A 14817-nucleotide genomic window follows, 5' to 3' on the forward strand; every position below is an offset into this window, starting at 1 on the left:
TCTCTGGGTCGGGTGGGGGGCGGGGGGGGGTGGCGCCGGCTCGCTGGAGATCACACGCGGGACTCCTCCCCGGGGGGGGGCCCCCCCCCGCGGGGGGGCCCCCCCCCATTCGCGTTGCTGAGCCTCGTACGCAATCCCGTCGCGTACGCGAGGGACTACTTGCCCTTGGCGGCTTCCTTGAGCTTGCTGCCCGCGGACACCTTGACGCTGTAACCGGCGGGGATGTTGATGGGGTCGCCGGTCTGCGGGTTGCGCGCGGTGCGAGCGGCACGGTGGGTGCGCTCGAAGGTCAGGAAGCCGGGGATGGTGACCTTCTCGTCGCCCTTGGAGACGATCTCGCCGACGGTCTCGGCGAAGGCGGCCAGAACGGCGTCGGCGTCCTTGCGGGTGACCTCGGCACGGTCGGCCAGCGCGGCCACCAGCTCACTGCGGTTCATGTTGTTACTCCCGTGTTCTTCTTGCCGTTTGAGGCGTGCCACGCGGCGGAGCCGCATATCGGGCACGGTGATGCCGATGCTGCCAGGGTCCTCGGTGAGTCCCCGGACCCGGGTCCGTCGTCCAGACCCTCGCGCCCGAAGACGCATCCTGCCCCTACCTGCGGCGGGAAAGCCAATCCGGCACCCGTAGGAGTCGCGAGAACACCCGTGGGAGTCACACGAAGAGCGCCACTGCATCAGTGTGGTGACGCTCCGTCGGCTCCCGGCAGCGAGGGCCGGGCCTGGAAAGGCCCGAAGCCTGGCCGCCACGATAAACGGCCGCCGAAGGCCCCGGGTTCCGCGACGCGCCGATGTACGGGCGGCCGTGGCGATCCTCACAGCCGCCGCACACACATCGTCCGACGGGCTACGACGCGGCGGGCGTCGCGGAGGGTGCCGCGGCTCCCGCCGCCTTCGCGGCCTCGCGGACCGCGCCGGCCACCGCGCCGGCGACCTTGTCGTTGAAGACGCTGGGGATGATGTAGTTCGCGTTCAGCTCGTCCTCGGTCACCACGTTCGCGAGTGCGGTCGCCGCGGCGAGCATCATCTCGGTGTTGACGGTGCGGGACTGCGCGTCCAGCAGACCGCGGAAGACACCCGGGAAGACCAGCACGTTGTTGATCTGGTTCGGGAAGTCCGAGCGGCCCGTGGCCACAACAGCCGCCGTCTGACGGGCGATCGTCGGGTCGACCTCGGGGTCCGGGTTCGCGAGCGCGAACACGATGGCGCCGTCGGCCATCGCGGCCACGTCGTCGCCGTCGAGGACGTTCGGGGCGGAGACGCCCACGAAGACGTCGGCGCCGCGCACGGCCTCCTTCAGGGTGCCGGTGAGGCCGTCGGGGTTGGTGTTGTCGGCGATCCAGCGCAGCGGCGAGTCGGACTTGGCGTCGACCAGGTCCTCGCGGTCGGCGTGCACGACACCGTGGATGTCGGCGACGACCGCGTTCTTGACGCCGGCGGCGAGCAGCAGCTTGAGGATGGCCGTACCGGCCGCGCCCGCGCCGGACATGACGACCCGGATGTCGCCGATGCCCTTGCCGGCCACGCGCAGCGCGTTGGTCAGCGCGGCGAGGACGACGATCGCGGTGCCGTGCTGGTCGTCGTGGAAGACGGGGATGTCGAGGGCCTCGCGCAGCCGGGCCTCGATCTCGAAGCAGCGCGGCGCGGAGATGTCCTCCAGGTTGATGCCGGCGAAGCCCGGGGCGATGGCCTTGACGATCGCGACGATCTCGTCGGTGTCCTGGGTGTCGAGGCACAGCGGCCAGGCGTCGATGCCGGCGAACCGCTTGAACAGGGCGGCCTTGCCCTCCATGACCGGCAGCGCGGCCTTGGGGCCGATGTTGCCGAGGCCGAGGACGGCCGAGCCGTCGGTGACGACCGCGACGGAGTTGCGCTTGATGGTGAGGCGGCGCGCGTCCTCGGGGTTCTCCGCGATCGCCATGCACACGCGGGCGACGCCCGGGGTGTAGATCATGGAGAGGTCGTCACGGTTGCGGATCGGGTGCTTCGACTGCATCTCGATCTTGCCGCCGAGGTGCATGAGGAACGTACGGTCGGAGACCTTGCCGAGGGTGACGCCCTCGATGCCGCGCAGCTGCTGGACGATCTCGTCGGCGTGGGCGGTGGACGACGCCGCGATGGTGACGTCGATCCGGAGCTTCTCGTGGCCGGAGGCGGTCACGTCGAGGCCGGTCACCGAGCCTCCGTGGGACTCCACGGCCGTGGTGATCTGGGAGACCGCGGTTCCGCTCGCGGGCACCTCCAGACGGACCGTGATCGAGTAGGAGACGCTGGGCGCCGTAGCCATGGCCGACTTCCTCTGCTTTCACCGTTGAGCTGAGTACGCGCTCCGATGGTCGCACCTACTGCCGGGTAGGCGTTAGCCGCCCCTGATTGCGAACGTTTTGTTCGCGAGAAAAAGAGGCCCCCGTCACCTTTCCCGTGACGGAGGCCTCTCTGACAAGCAATGACACCGACCCGCCATGCTCGCCTCGCGGCAAGTGGTCGCTCTAAGCGACGAAGGTTGGGCCCGGGGGCTTGGATCGGGCCGGTGTCACACCCAGGCTAACAAACGGATCCCGTAAGGCCATTCCCATCCCGCAGGTTCACAGAATCAGTCCCTCAGGAGATCCGGCACCCCGTTCGCGTCCGGCTCGTCCCGTTCGGCGGAGACGACCGTGAGCTGCTGGGTCGCGCGGGTGAGGGCGACGTAGAGGACGCGGAGGCCGGCGGGCGACTCGTCGGCGATCTCCGCCGGCGATACGACGACGGTCGCGTCGTACTCCAGGCCCTTGGCCTCCAGGCTGCCGAGGGCGACGACCCGGTCGCCGAGGCCGGCGAGCCAGCGGCGGGCCTCCTCGCGGCGGTTCATGGCGACGACGACACCGACCGTGCCGTCGACCTGGTCGAGCAGCCGGGCGGCCTCCGCGCGGACGGACTCCGAGAGCGAGTTCCGTACGACCGCGAAGTGAGGTTTCACCCCGGTCGAACGGACCGCGGACGGGGACTCGGAGCCGGGCATCGCGAGGGCCAGGACCTTGGCCGCCAGCTCCGCGATCTCGGCCGGGTTGCGGTAGTTGACGGTGAGGGTGAAGCGGCGGCGGGGGCGGGAGCCGAGGGCCTCGTCGCGGGCCTCGGCGGCCTCGTCGGGGTCGGACCAGGAGGACTGGGCCGGGTCCCCCACGACCGTCCAGGTGGCGTGTCTGCCGCGGCGGCCGACCATGCGCCACTGCATCGGGGTGAGGTCCTGGGCCTCGTCCACGATGACGTGCGCGTACTCGACGCGCTCCTGGGCGAGCCGCTCGGCCCGTTCGCGCTGTGTCTCCTCGCGTACGGGCATCAGCTCCTCGAGACCGGTGAGCTGGTCCAGCGGGTCCAGGTCGCGCCGCTTGCGGGGGCGGGCCGGGGTGCCGAGGATCGCCTGGAGTTCGTCGAGGATCGCCACGTCGTGGACCGAGAGGCCGTCCCGCTTGAGGGCGCGGGCGGTTCTGCGGACCTCGCCGGGGTTGAGGATGCGGCGGGCCCAGCGGCCGAGTCTGCGCTCGTCGGACATGGCCTCCAGGACTGCGCGCGGGGTGAGTTCGGGCCACCAGGAGTCGAGGAACGCGATGAACTCGTCCTCGCTCGCCACGTCCTCGTCGAAGGAGGAGCGCAGTTCGGCGGCGAGTTCGGGGTCGGTGTGCCGGCTCGCGGAGCCGGAGCGCTCCCACAGGGCGTCCAGGAGGAGCTTGCGGGCGCGCGGGCGCAGCATGTTGACCGGGGCCGTACCGCTTAGGGCGTTCTGCCGGACGCGCTCCAGGTCGGCGGCCTCCAGTTCGAGCCGGCGGCCGAAGGCGACGACCCGCAGCCGGGCCGGTGACTCGTTCGCTTCGAGGGCGCCGCGCGCGGCCTTCCGCAGCACGCGGAGCATGCGGTACGAGCCCTTGGTGCGGGCGACGGCCGGGGAGTCGTACAGGGTGGCCTCGGCGCCGTCGACGAGCGAGCCGATGGCCCGGATGGCGACCTGGCCCTCCTCGCCGAGGGACGGCAGGACGCCCTCGGTGTAGGCGACCAGCAGCGGGGTGGGCGAGACGATGAGGATGCCGCCCGCGTAGCGGCGCCGGTCCTGGTAGAGCAGGTAGGCGGCGCGGTGCAGCGCGACGGCCGTCTTTCCCGTCCCGGGGCCGCCCTCGACGTACGTCACCGAGGCGGCGGGGGCGCGGATCACCAGGTCCTGTTCGGCCTGGATGGACGCCACGATGTCGCGCATGGTGTGGCTGCGGGCCTGGCCGAGCGCGGCCATCAGGGCGCCGTCGCCGATGACGGCGAGCTTGTCGCCGTCGAGGAAGGCGGTCAGCTCGGGGCGCATCAGGTCGTCCTCGACCCCGAGGACCCGGCGGCCCTTGGAGCGGATGACCCGGCGCCGTACGACCCGTCCGGGATCGACCGGGGTCGAGCGGTAGAACGGGGCGGCGGCGGGCGCCCGCCAGTCGATGACCAGGGGCGCGTACTCCGTGTCGAGGACGCCGATGCGGCCGATGTGCAGGGTCTCGGCGATGTCGGCCGTGTTGTCGTCGCGCACGGAGCCGTCGGCGGGTTCCACGGCGGTGTAGGCGCCGTCGGGCCCCTTCTGGCCGTCCTTGCCGAGCAGCAGGTCGATCCTGCCGAAGAGGAAGTCCTCGAACTCGTTGTTGAGCCGGTTGAGGTGGATACCGGCGCGGAACACCTGCGCGTCGCGTTCGGCGAGCGCGCCGGGCGTGCCGACCTGGCCGCGCTTGGCGGCGTCGTTCATGAGGAACTCGGCCTCGCGGATCTTCTCCTCGAGACGCCGGTACACCCGGTCCAGGTGTGCCTGTTCGCCGCTGATCTCCCGGTCCCGTAGCGAATCCTGGGCGGATTTGTCGGACACCGCATCGAGCGCGGTCTCCTGTTGAGCCTGTGCGGCCACCGGGCCCCCTTCTGACGTGCTGGGCAGCCGTCAACCGTACGCGAAGGGAGGCCGCCGAGGCGAGGGGCCCGCCCGGCGGATCCTGACAAAGACGCGGGGTCCGGTGCGCGCCTGGCGCGTCCCGGACCCCGTCGAACACAGTCGACCTGGTGCTATGCGTCGACTTCCACGAGCTTCTTGCCGTCGAAGGTCATGACCTCGAAGTGGTCGATCTCGTTCGGCGTGAGCGCCGCACCGCCCTGGGCGTAGAGCGGCGCCTTGGCCTCGGCCTTCGTGGCGTTCGCGATGCCGTAACCCCAGGCCGGGACCGACCAGGAGCTCATGGTCTCGCGCTCGCCGTTCTTGCCGACGGCGATCAGGGAGCACTTCAGCGGGCCCTTGACGTTGCTGAGCTCGACGACCCCGAGGGTGCCCCAGTCCTTCTTGGTCATCGCCACGGTCGCGGAGACCTTGGTGGTCTTGTCCGTGGCCGACACCTTGTCGGACAGAGTTTCGAAGGTGTCCTTCGCGGTCGCCGCGGCCACGGTGCCCTTCTGACCGGAGCTGTCGCCACCGTTGGCCGCGATGACGGCCAGCGGTCCGGCAATGATCAGGGCGGCCGCCGCGGCGATCATGTAGAAGCTGCGCCGGCGCTTCATGGCCCGGCGTTCACCTACGTCGTCGACCAGCCGTTCCACCAGCCGCGGGCTCGGCTTGGCCGACAGGGACTCGCCGATCGCGGGGGTGCCGGAGCCCGGCAGGTCCGCGAGCGCCGCGAGCATCGGTTCCATCCCGGCCAGCTCGTCGAGCTGCTGGGCGCACCACTCGCACGTGGCGAGGTGTGCCTCGAAAGCGGTTGCTTCGGCGTCGTCGAGAATCCCGAGGGCGTAGGCGCCGACGGTCTCGTGTTCGTTCGAGCCCTGAGATCCCTGCATGGAACCAGGACTACCCGTTCCGTATCCCCCGTAAATGCTCATGCCGTCACCCCCCGCTCCTCCAGAGCAAGCTTCATCGATCGAAGGGCGTAGAACACCCTTGAGCGCACCGTGCCACTGGGGATGCCAAGCGTCTCGGCCGCCTCATTGACGGTACGCCCCTTGAAATACGTCTCGACGAGCACCTCCCGGTGGGCCGGGGTCAGGTCGTCCAGCGCGTCCGACAGTGTCATCAGCCACAACGCCTTGTCGATCTCGTCCTCCGCGGGGATGACCTCCAGCGGCGACGGGTCCACCTCCTGCGGCCGGGCCTGCCGGCTGCGGTGACCGTCGATGACGATGCGCCGTGCGACCGTCACCAGCCAGGGTCGTACCGATCCGGTCGCCCGGTTGAGCTGGCCGGCGTTCTTCCAGGCCCGGATGAGCGTCTCCTGCACCACGTCCTCGGCACGTTGCCGGTCGCCGGCGACGAGCCGCAGCACATAGGCGAGCAAGGGTCCGGCGTGCTCTCGGTACAGGGCACGCATCAGCTCCTCATCAGGTTCCGAGGACTGGGACATGCGATGTCGGGCCCTCGGCGCTTGTTCATTGGCCACGACGGAATCCTTGCGCACGCCCACCTCCGGTGTCCGGGGGTTGCCCCGGTCGGTCGCTCATGGAGAGGTACGCGAGAGGGCGGGCGGGTGTTCAACGTGAGGCGACAGTTTTCTTCGAAGTGACGTGACGACCGGGACATGAGTGCACATTCCCACCGTACGATCTTTACATTTCCACCACATCAGCAAGATCGCGCGAGCTGCCCGTGCGGTTGCGGAGTGAAACGCACTGTTGTCAAAATCACTTCATCAATTGACGGTACGTCACCTCGCAGAAGCCGCATATGGGATTCTCAGGCGCGGGCGAGTGCCGCGCGCCGACGATGCCGGGCCACTCTCTCCCGATTCCCGCAGACCTCACTGGAGCACCAGCGCCTCCTGCGCCCCCGTGACGTATCCAGGTACACGATGGGGCAGTTGTCGCCTTCGCACTCCCGCAGCGAGGCCCGCGCGACCGGGTCGGTGAGCAGCTCGACGGCGTCCCTCGCGATCACCGCGAGCAGCGCCTCGCACCCCGGCGGACCGGTCAACTCCCGCACCAGCGCCCCGTCTTCCGCCTGTACGGCACGGGGTGCCGGGGGCGCGGCGCGGGCGCGGTCGTTGAGGTGGGCGAGCGCGAGGTCGTAGGACCGGGCCTCGGTCTGCGGCCTGCTGCGCACCAACTGTCCGATACGTCCCCGCAGTTCACGGAAGCCGACGAGCCAGGTCGCGTCGACGTGCGCGAGCTCGGTGGCCGCCGGGACGAGCCCGGAACGGACGATCCACGCGCGCAGCGGCGCCGGCGCGTCGAGCCGTTCCTCGGGATGCGTGGTCGCGAGAAGGTCCAGGCAGATCCGCCCGGCGTCGAAACGCAGCTCGTACGGGGCCATGGTCGTACCCAGTGCCATGTGCCTGTCACCGCCTAGGGATTACCCCGGTCGGGAAACCGTTGCCTCTACAGTGCCTGCCCGCCCGCGCTGCCGGAACCCCTCGTACCGAGTGCGCGTGGGGAGCGCGCGTGGGGAGTGTGCCTGGACGGCCGCGTATGCGTGTGCGCGTCTCGGCGATGTCGGGGGCGGGGCCAGGTCCGTTGACTGGAGGCATGACAGAGAACAGGACTTCCAGCACCGTCGGGACTGCAACGGGTTGGGTATTGGGCGCGGCCACGGTCGCGATGGGGCTGATCGCCGGGGCCTTCTACGTCTTCGCCTGCGCGGTGATGCCGGGGCTGGCGCGCAGCGACGACCGGGTGTTCGTCGAGGTGATGCGGAACATCAACGACGTGATCCAGAACCCGGTGTTCTTCCTGAGTTTCATGGGCGCGCTGGTGCTGTCCGCGGTATCGGCGTGGCAGACACGCGGGCGGCCGTACCGGGGCTGGGTGTGGGCGGGGCTGGCGGCGTACGCGCTCGCTTTCCTCGTCACGGTCGCCTTCAACATCCCGCTGAACGACGATCTCGCGCGTACAGCGGATGTGGGGGTGGCGCGGGAGCGGTTCGAGGGCGCGTGGGTGGGGTGGAATGTGGTGCGGGCGGTGTTGTCGACGGTGGCGGTGGGGTGTCTGGGCCGGGGGTTGGTGTTGTACGGGGGCGATCGACGCGGGTCGGCGCAGGTGAGCCCGTCCCGACTCACTTCCTGACACGGGCCGGGGCAATCCAGCCCGCGCCGGCTCAGTTCCTGACGCGGGCCGAGCAATCCAGCCCGTCCCGGCTCACCTCATGACGCAGGTCCACACAATCCAGCCCGCACCGGCTCGCCTCTTGACTCAGGCGGACACGATCCAGCCCGTCCGGCCCGCTTCACGACGGGGGCCGCGAAATCCAGCCCGTCCCGGCTCACCTCATGACGCAGGCCCACACAATCCAGCCCGTCCGGCGTTTGAGGACGAGGCTCCTTCGGGGCCGATCGGGGGCTGGGGGCGGAGCCCCCGGAGGCGCCCGCATCAAGACCCCGCACGACAACCGCTCAACCGTCGGAGTACTTCTCGTCCGCCGCCGGATCCAGCGCCAGCCGGTACCCCCGTTTCACCACCGTCTGGATCAGCTTCGGCGCACCGAGTGCCGTACGGAGACGCGCCATCGCCGTTTCTACGGCGTGCTCGTCGCGCCCGGCGCCGGGGAGGGCCCGCAGGAGTTCCGCGCGGGCGACGACCCAGCCGGGGCGGCGGGACAGGGCGCGGAGCAGGGACATACCGGCCGGCGGGACCGGCCGTAGCGTGCCGTCGACCAGGACCGCGTGGCCGCGGATCTCCACCCGGTGGCCCGCGATGGGCAGGGTGCGGGCGCGGGCGGGGAGTTCCTGGCAGAGGAGCTGGACGAGCGGGCCGAGGCGGAAGCGTTCGGGCTGGACCGTGGTGACGCCGTGGTTCTGGAGCGGGAGCGCGGTGACGGGGCCGACGCAGGCCGGGAGGACGTCGTGGTGCAGGGCGGCGAGGAGTTCGGGCAGCAGGCCCCGGGTCTCGGCGCGGGAGAGGAGCGAGGCGGCGGCCGGCGCGCTGGTGAAGGTCAGCGCGTCCAGGCCGCGTGAGACCGCCGCGTCGAGGAGCCGGTCCACCGGGGCGATGTCCTCGGGCGGCATCCACCGGTACACGGGGACCACCACGACGTCCGCTCCCCCGGCCCGCAACGACTCCACGAACCCGGGCAGCGGTTCCCCGTGCAGCTGTACGGCGACCCGGCGGCCGTCGACCCCCTCCTCCAGGAGCCGGTCGAGCACCTCGGCCATGGACTCGGAGGACGGTGACCACTCCTCGGTCAGACCGGCGGCCCGTACCGCGCCCTTCACCTTGGGCCCGCGGGCGAGCAGTTCCACCCCGCGCAGCCGGTCGAGGAGAGCCTCGCCGAGCCCCCATCCGTCGGCGGCCTCGACCCACCCGCGGAACCCGATCGCGGTGGTGGCCACCACGACATCGGGCGCCTGGTCGATCAACTCCTTGGTGGCGGCGAGCAGTTCGCTGTCGTCGGCGAGGGGCACGATGCGCAGCGCGGGCGCGTGCACGACCACCGCGCCGCGCCGCTGGAGCAGAACCCCCAGCTCGTCGGCGCGGCGCGCGGCGGTGACGCCCACGGTGAAGCCGGAGAGGGGGCCGTGGGGCGCGCTCTCCGGTCGCTGCGGTTGTTCGTCCATGTCTCTCGTCCCGAACGTAGTCGTGCATGTAGTCGTGCATGCGGTCGTGCAGGAGATGGTGCGGCGGCGCCTACATGCCGAACGAGCCTGTCAACGGTGCGTGACAGGCTCGGTTCGACTTCATGTCAACAGTGTTACGTCACACCTCGGCATAGCTGAGCTGCGGCTTCGCCTCCGATGCGGAAGCTTTGGCCTGCGCCTCGGCGGTCGGGCGGCGAAGGTATACGGCCCAGGTGACCACGAAGCAGAGGCCGTAGAAGGCGAGGAAGGCGACGAACGCGCCGGTTCCGGAGCCGTAGGAGAGGAAGGACTGCCGGAAGGCGAGGTTGATGCCGACCCCGCCGAGCGCGCCGACTGCCCCGATGAGCCCCATGGAGGCACCGGAGAGCCGACGCCCGTAGGCGGCCGCCTCGTCACCGGTGAGCCCCTTCGCGAGGGCCTTGGTCTGGAAGATGCCGGGGATCATCTTGTACGTCGACCCGTTGCCGAGCCCGCTGAGCACGAACAGGACGATGAAGACGGCGACGAACAGCGGCAGCGACTTCTGCATGCTGGCGACGACCAGGATCGCGGTGGCGGCGGCCATGGCGACGAAGTTCCACAGCGTGATCTTCGCGCCGCCGTAGCGGTCGGCGAGCCAGCCGCCGACGGGGCGGATCAGCGAGCCGAGCAGCGGGCCGATGAAGGTGAGGTACGCGGCCTGCAGCGGCGTACGGCCGAACTGGACCTGAAGCACCTGTCCGAACGCGAACGCGTACCCGATGAACGACCCGAAGGTGCCGATGTACAGGAACGCCATGATCCAGGTGTGCCAGTCGCGCGCGGCGTCCTTGGCGGCGCCGGTGTCGTTCTTCACGGACGTGAGGTTGTCCATGAAGAGGGCGGCGAGCGTGGCGGCGACGAGGATCAGCGGGATGTAGATCCCCAGCAGCACGCGCGGCCCGCCGCTCGCCCCGATGATCGCGAGGGCGATGAGCTGGATGACCGGGACCCCGATGTTGCCGCCGCCGGCGTTGAGCCCGAGAGCCCACCCCTTCTTCCGCAACGGGAAGAAGGCGTTGATGTTGGTCATGGAGGAGGCGAAGTTGCCGCCGCCGATGCCGGCCAGCAAGCCGATCCAGAGGAAGGTGTCGAAGGAGGTCCCCGGCTTCATCACCACGAAGGCGGCGATGGTGGGGATGAGGAGGAGGCTCGCGGAGACGATCGTCCAGTTCCGCCCACCGAATATGGCGACCGCGAAGGTGTACGGCACCCGGACGACCGCGCCGACGAGCGTGACCATCGAGGTCAGCAGGAACTTGTCGGCCGGGGTCAGCCCGTACTCCGGGCCCATGAAGAGCACCAGCACGGACCACAGAGTCCAGATCGAGAAGCCGATGTGCTCGGAGAGCACGGAGAACACGAGATTGCGACGGGCGACCTTCTCTCCGGTCTCCCGCCAGAAGGTCTCGTCCTCCGGATCCCAGTGCTCGATCCACTTGCCAGTGGCTGTCATGACGCCTCCACGGTCTGCACTACGGGGTAACGAGCGGTTTGTCTTCCAAGGGCTGCATCCCGAAGGTAGGGAGGGCGGGTTTCCGCGCTGTGGCTGTGAGTGACCGGAAGGGAACGTTGCTCTCACGAGCGGGGGAAGCGCACGGTGAGGTCCTCAGGGCAGCAGGCGCCGGCCCGTCTCCACGTCGGCGCAGTACAGGCGGGTCTCCTTGCCGTTGCGGCTCGGGGCCCTGAACAGGAAACGGTCGCCGTCGAGCGGCACCGGCCGGAAGTCCGGCCGGACGGTGTCCCACACCCACAGCACGCGACCGTCACGGAGCATGCCCACCCCGTCCCGGCCGGAGGCGAGAACATACCCGGGCCCGGCGGTGAGGTGGTCCAGATCCCACAGGACCCGCTCGTACCTGCCCCGCATCGTCAACCGCCGCAGACCACGCCGTCGGCCGACCTCGGCGGCGTACACCCGCCCACTCCAGTTGAGGGCGTACACCCAGTCGCCGACGCACGCCACTTCTCTGGGGGTGCCGTACCTCAGCCGCCCCAGCTTCCAACTCCCCAGCGACTCGGCCCGGTCCAGGCCCGCGTACGCGAACAGCCGGATCCCGCGCTCGAAGGCCCGGGCGAACAACACGCGCCCGCCGTCGACGAGTTCGGGGTGTCCGTAGAAGTGCTTCAGGGCCTTCTCGGGAAACAGGGTCTCGGCGAGTTCTTCACCCGTGTCCGAGGCTCGTACGGCGAGGCTCTTGGGCTCGCGGTATCCGCTGCGCCAGCGAAGGAAGACGGCCGCGTCCTCGACACCCCCGTCCCGGTTGAGCAGCGTCCCTTCCCCTCCGCTCCAGATCTCGTCGCCGCTACGGCCGTGCAGCGCCCGGAAGCGACCGCCGCCCAGAATCACCAACTCCCCCCGCACCAGGAGCCCCTCGATCCCTTCGAACTCGTCCTCCCACAAGGTCTCGCCGCTGAGCGCGTCGACGCCGGCGATCGATCCGCGTTCACCGGAGGTGCCGCTCCACACCACGAAGGTCGAGTCGCCGACGGCGGCGATCCCGCGCAGGACACTCCTGCGGCGGGTCCAGCGCACCTCGCCGGTGGCCGCGTCCAGCGCGGTGACCGCATCGCGCTCCGTCTCCGTCCGTACGGGAACGGCGACCACGGCACCGGCGACGGCCACGTGCCACGGCCACACCTCCGCGACCACGTCACTGCACCAGCGCACCTGCCCACTGCCGACGTCGAGGGCGGCGAACCGCCCGCCCGGCACGGCCACGTACACCGTGCCGCCCACCACGACCGGGTGCCCCACCCCGGCGCCCACTGCCCGCAGCGTCCACAACCGCCGCTCGGCGTCCGCGGTGACGCTCAACGGCACTTTGTCGTCGGCCACTTGTGCCCCCTGGGTCGGTGGCGATCGTGCGGGTCAGTATGCGATATCGGGTGGTGCGGTCGGTGGGGTTGGCGCGGGGACACTCGGGGCCTTCGGTGTGTGGCTCATCTCTTCAACGGCCCCCCACTTCGAACCACAGCAGCTTTCCGGCTCCCCGGTCCAACAACCCGCCATCACCGATCGGCCAGCCGCCCCAGGAAGTGGCGTACGCCTGGATGAGGTGGAGACCGCGTCCGTTGTCGGCGTCGGGTGGGGCGGGCAGGAGTTGTTCGCCGAGCCGCTTGTCGAAGGGGGCGGGGATGTGGGGGTTCGAGTCCCAGACGCCGACCCGCAGTCGTCCGCCCCCGAGCGCGGTGAGACGGAGGGAGGCGGGACCTCTCGTATGCCGGTATGCGTTGGTGACGAGTTCGGAAGTCAACAGCTCGACCACGTCCAGGACTTCGGGCATGCCGTGGCCGTGGAGGGCGGCCCGTACGGTCATACGTGCGACGCGTGCGGCTCGGGGGTCGTGCGGTAGTCGAAGGGCGTACACCCAGGTGGCGGGCGGGGATACGGTGACCATGAAGGCTCCGGGAGGGGGTGGACGGACTCGGGTTTGCTCAACGGCTGCGCCGGGCGGTGGCAGTGCCGAGGGTTCGGTGCGCTTCCGGCTTAGGGCGGGGGCAGTTGGGCGGTACGGGCTCTACAGTAGAGCCGCGCGGGAGATAAATCTCCCGAACTTTAGAGATGTACCTGTAATTACCTCGTGTGAGTTACACGAGCGCCGCGTCGCGGCCCGAAGCGGAGGTGCTGTGCCGCCCACCAACAACCCCACCCTGCGTCAACGGCGACTCGGTACGGAGCTGCGCAAACTCCGCGAACGCGCTGGGCTCAACGTGACGCAGGCCGCCGCACGTCTGGGCGTCAACCAGGGGCGGGTGAGCATGATCGAGACCGGCCGCAGCGCCCTCAGCGCCGACCGCGTCCGCAGCATGACGCGCTCGTACGACTGCTTCGACGACCAACTGATCGACGCCCTGGCCGAGATGACAGGCCGGCGCTCACGCGGGTGGTGGGAGGAGTACCGCGACAACCTGCCCGTCGGCCTGATCGATCTCGCCGAATTGGAGCACTACGCGACCGCGTTGCGCGTGGGACTGGTCGTCCACATCCCCGCGCTGCTGCAGACCACCGAACATGCCCGAGCCCTCTCCAAAGAGGCGGTGCCGCCCTTGAGGCAGTTCGAGATCGAGCACCGGGTGAGTCATCGCGTCAAACGACAGGGCATCCTGCACCGCGAAACTCCGCCCCCTTACACAGCGGTGATCCATGAGGCCGCGCTGCGCATGGGATACGGCGGCCCCTCCACGGTCCGTGGCCAACTCCGCCACCTGCTGGACATGAGCGAACTGGACCACGTCACCGTGCGGATCATCCCGTTCGGGAAAGGCTCGTTTCCCGGCACTGGACAACCCATCGACTACCTCATGGGCGCAGTCCCACAGCTCGACACTGTCCAGTTGGACGCGCACCACGGGTGCGAATTCCTCGATGCCGCTTCGCAGTTGGACAAGTACCGTCACGTCATCGACCGGATGGAGGAGAACGCCTTGAAGCCCGAAGCGTCTCGCGACCTCATCCACCGCATCAGCCAAGACATCTGAGAGAGTCGCACGATGCCCAACCACGTCTGGCAGAAGTCCACTTACAGCCCCGACGCCTCCAACTGCGTCTACGTGTCAGCCGACCACCCCACAGGTACCGTCCGCCTCCGCGAGAGCGACGCCCCCGACACCATCGTCACCGCCACAACCGACGGCCTACGGCACCTCATAGACACGCTGAAGTCCCGCTCCCCCACCGAGATGTAGCCGCCCCCGAACCCCCACCATCGACAGCGGCGATCATGCACGGCAATATGCAATATCGGACTGCCGGTCGAGGACACCTCCGAGACCCCGGGCAATTCCGTCCTCGTCATAGTTCTTCGACCCGACAGACGGAGAGACCGCGATGGTGAGTGGCGTAGTCATCTTGCTGATCTTCTCGCTGATGCCCCTTGCCACGAGCATCGTCACAGTGCACACGTTCCGGAAGTACCGGGCGGCTCTGCGGCTCAAGGCATCCGGCGTCGAGACGACGGGACTGTGCACCTTGCTCTCGTGGCGCGAGGACTATGTCTCGGTGCACTGCTCGTACACCGCCACGGACGGCACGGAACACGACGCGGTTTCGTCCCCGATGCGGTACCAGTCCCTGTCGCCGGGCGACACCGTCACCATCGTGTACCTCCCCGACTCACCCGAAACAGCGGTACTCGCAAGGGACTTGGAAGACGCGAGGAAGGACCACCGTCGCATCCTGTGGTTCGTCACTCCGATGTTCGTCGCGTCTGTCGTCGGATGGGCATTGCTCGTCCTGTGGTTCGCCCTTTCCTGGTGAC

14 protein-coding genes are annotated in these 14817 nt (G+C 69.5%); 4 read left to right on the forward strand and 10 right to left on the reverse strand.

What is annotated here, in order from left to right; all coding sequences use genetic code 11:
- Positions 1-155 precede the first annotated feature (155 nt).
- The 6 genes from ACFXC1_RS43385 to ACFXC1_RS43410 form a co-directional block, all read right to left on the reverse strand.
- Complete coding sequence (locus ACFXC1_RS43385) at positions 156-437, reverse strand: HU family DNA-binding protein (RefSeq protein WP_019056394.1); 282 nt, start codon at positions 435-437, stop codon at positions 156-158.
- A gap of 406 nt (positions 438-843) precedes the next feature.
- Positions 844-2283 (reverse strand): NAD-dependent malic enzyme, encoded by a 1440-nt coding sequence (locus ACFXC1_RS43390; RefSeq protein ID WP_381253836.1) that lies wholly within the window; start codon positions 2281-2283, stop codon positions 844-846.
- A 306-nt stretch (positions 2284-2589) separates the two neighbouring features.
- Positions 2590-4902, reverse strand: coding sequence for a HelD family protein (locus tag ACFXC1_RS43395; RefSeq protein WP_381253837.1), 2313 nt, complete (start codon positions 4900-4902; stop codon positions 2590-2592).
- Positions 4903-5054: 152 nt separating this feature from the next.
- The gene (locus ACFXC1_RS43400) at positions 5055-5816 is read right to left on the reverse strand and encodes an anti-sigma factor family protein (RefSeq protein WP_093627213.1); all 762 of its coding nucleotides are present in this window, start codon (positions 5814-5816) and stop codon (positions 5055-5057) included.
- Positions 5817-5854: 38 nt separating this feature from the next.
- Entirely contained in the window at positions 5855-6376 is a 522-nt protein-coding gene (locus tag ACFXC1_RS43405) for a sigma-70 family RNA polymerase sigma factor (RefSeq protein ID WP_019056398.1), read from the reverse strand.
- Positions 6377-6705: 329 nt separating this feature from the next.
- Entirely contained in the window at positions 6706-7299 is a 594-nt protein-coding gene (locus ACFXC1_RS43410; RefSeq protein ID WP_381253841.1) for a CGNR zinc finger domain-containing protein, read from the reverse strand.
- 137 nt (positions 7300-7436) lie between these two features.
- Between ACFXC1_RS43410 and ACFXC1_RS43415 the strand changes: the two genes are divergently transcribed.
- Positions 7437-8030 carry an anthrone oxygenase family protein gene (locus tag ACFXC1_RS43415; RefSeq protein WP_381253843.1) on the forward strand — a complete coding sequence of 198 codons (594 nt, stop codon included), beginning with the start codon at positions 7437-7439 and terminating at the stop codon, positions 8028-8030.
- 326 nt (positions 8031-8356) lie between these two features.
- Here the strand turns inward: ACFXC1_RS43415 and ACFXC1_RS43420 are convergent, their stop codons facing one another.
- The 4 genes from ACFXC1_RS43420 to ACFXC1_RS43435 form a co-directional block, all read right to left on the reverse strand.
- Positions 8357-9517 carry a uroporphyrinogen-III synthase gene (locus ACFXC1_RS43420; RefSeq protein ID WP_381253845.1) on the reverse strand — a complete coding sequence of 387 codons (1161 nt, stop codon included), beginning with the start codon at positions 9515-9517 and terminating at the stop codon, positions 8357-8359.
- A 139-nt stretch (positions 9518-9656) separates the two neighbouring features.
- Positions 9657-11012 carry a nitrate/nitrite transporter gene (locus tag ACFXC1_RS43425; RefSeq protein WP_381253847.1) on the reverse strand — a complete coding sequence of 452 codons (1356 nt, stop codon included), beginning with the start codon at positions 11010-11012 and terminating at the stop codon, positions 9657-9659.
- Positions 11013-11165: 153 nt separating this feature from the next.
- A complete protein-coding gene (locus ACFXC1_RS43430; protein WP_381253850.1) occupies positions 11166-12395 on the reverse strand; it encodes an outer membrane protein assembly factor BamB family protein in 1230 nt (409 codons plus the stop codon).
- A 112-nt stretch (positions 12396-12507) separates the two neighbouring features.
- Positions 12508-12957, reverse strand: coding sequence for an ATP-binding protein (locus ACFXC1_RS43435; RefSeq protein WP_381253852.1), 450 nt, complete (start codon positions 12955-12957; stop codon positions 12508-12510).
- Positions 12958-13186: 229 nt separating this feature from the next.
- On the opposite strand from ACFXC1_RS43435, the gene ACFXC1_RS43440 reads away from it, so the two are divergent.
- From ACFXC1_RS43440 to ACFXC1_RS43450, 3 genes are all read left to right on the forward strand, one after another.
- Positions 13187-14038 carry a helix-turn-helix domain-containing protein gene (locus ACFXC1_RS43440; protein WP_381253855.1) on the forward strand — a complete coding sequence of 284 codons (852 nt, stop codon included), beginning with the start codon at positions 13187-13189 and terminating at the stop codon, positions 14036-14038.
- Positions 14039-14050: 12 nt separating this feature from the next.
- Positions 14051-14245, forward strand: a complete 195-nt coding sequence (locus ACFXC1_RS43445; protein ID WP_381253858.1) for a DUF397 domain-containing protein — start codon at positions 14051-14053, stop codon at positions 14243-14245.
- Between the two features lie 142 nt (positions 14246-14387).
- Positions 14388-14816, forward strand: a complete 429-nt coding sequence (locus ACFXC1_RS43450; RefSeq protein ID WP_381253860.1) for a DUF3592 domain-containing protein — start codon at positions 14388-14390, stop codon at positions 14814-14816.
- The last annotated feature ends 1 nt before the right edge of the window (position 14817 follow it).

Source organism: Streptomyces hokutonensis (genome assembly GCF_042751305.1).
GTDB classification, from domain to species: domain Bacteria; phylum Actinomycetota; class Actinomycetes; order Streptomycetales; family Streptomycetaceae; genus Streptomyces; species Streptomyces hokutonensis_A.

Excerpts from the sequence above, each read along its gene's own strand:
- ACFXC1_RS43445 (WP_381253858.1), top strand. The coding sequence starts at position 14,051 with ATGCCCAACCACGTCTGGCAGAAGTCCACTTACAGCCCCGACGCCTCC.
- ACFXC1_RS43390 (WP_381253836.1), bottom strand. The coding sequence starts at position 2,283 with ATGGCTACGGCGCCCAGCGTCTCCTACTCGATCACGGTCCGTCTGGAG.
- ACFXC1_RS43450 (WP_381253860.1), top strand. The coding sequence starts at position 14,388 with ATGGTGAGTGGCGTAGTCATCTTGCTGATCTTCTCGCTGATGCCCCTT.
- ACFXC1_RS43405 (WP_019056398.1), bottom strand. The coding sequence starts at position 6,376 with ATGTCCCAGTCCTCGGAACCTGATGAGGAGCTGATGCGTGCCCTGTAC.
- ACFXC1_RS43425 (WP_381253847.1), bottom strand. The coding sequence starts at position 11,012 with ATGACAGCCACTGGCAAGTGGATCGAGCACTGGGATCCGGAGGACGAG.
- ACFXC1_RS43420 (WP_381253845.1), bottom strand. The coding sequence starts at position 9,517 with ATGGACGAACAACCGCAGCGACCGGAGAGCGCGCCCCACGGCCCCCTC.
- ACFXC1_RS43435 (WP_381253852.1), bottom strand. The coding sequence starts at position 12,957 with ATGGTCACCGTATCCCCGCCCGCCACCTGGGTGTACGCCCTTCGACTA.
- ACFXC1_RS43385 (WP_019056394.1), bottom strand. The coding sequence starts at position 437 with ATGAACCGCAGTGAGCTGGTGGCCGCGCTGGCCGACCGTGCCGAGGTC.
- ACFXC1_RS43415 (WP_381253843.1), top strand. The coding sequence starts at position 7,437 with ATGCGTGTGCGCGTCTCGGCGATGTCGGGGGCGGGGCCAGGTCCGTTG.
- ACFXC1_RS43400 (WP_093627213.1), bottom strand. The coding sequence starts at position 5,816 with ATGCAGGGATCTCAGGGCTCGAACGAACACGAGACCGTCGGCGCCTAC.
- ACFXC1_RS43410 (WP_381253841.1), bottom strand. The coding sequence starts at position 7,299 with ATGGCACTGGGTACGACCATGGCCCCGTACGAGCTGCGTTTCGACGCC.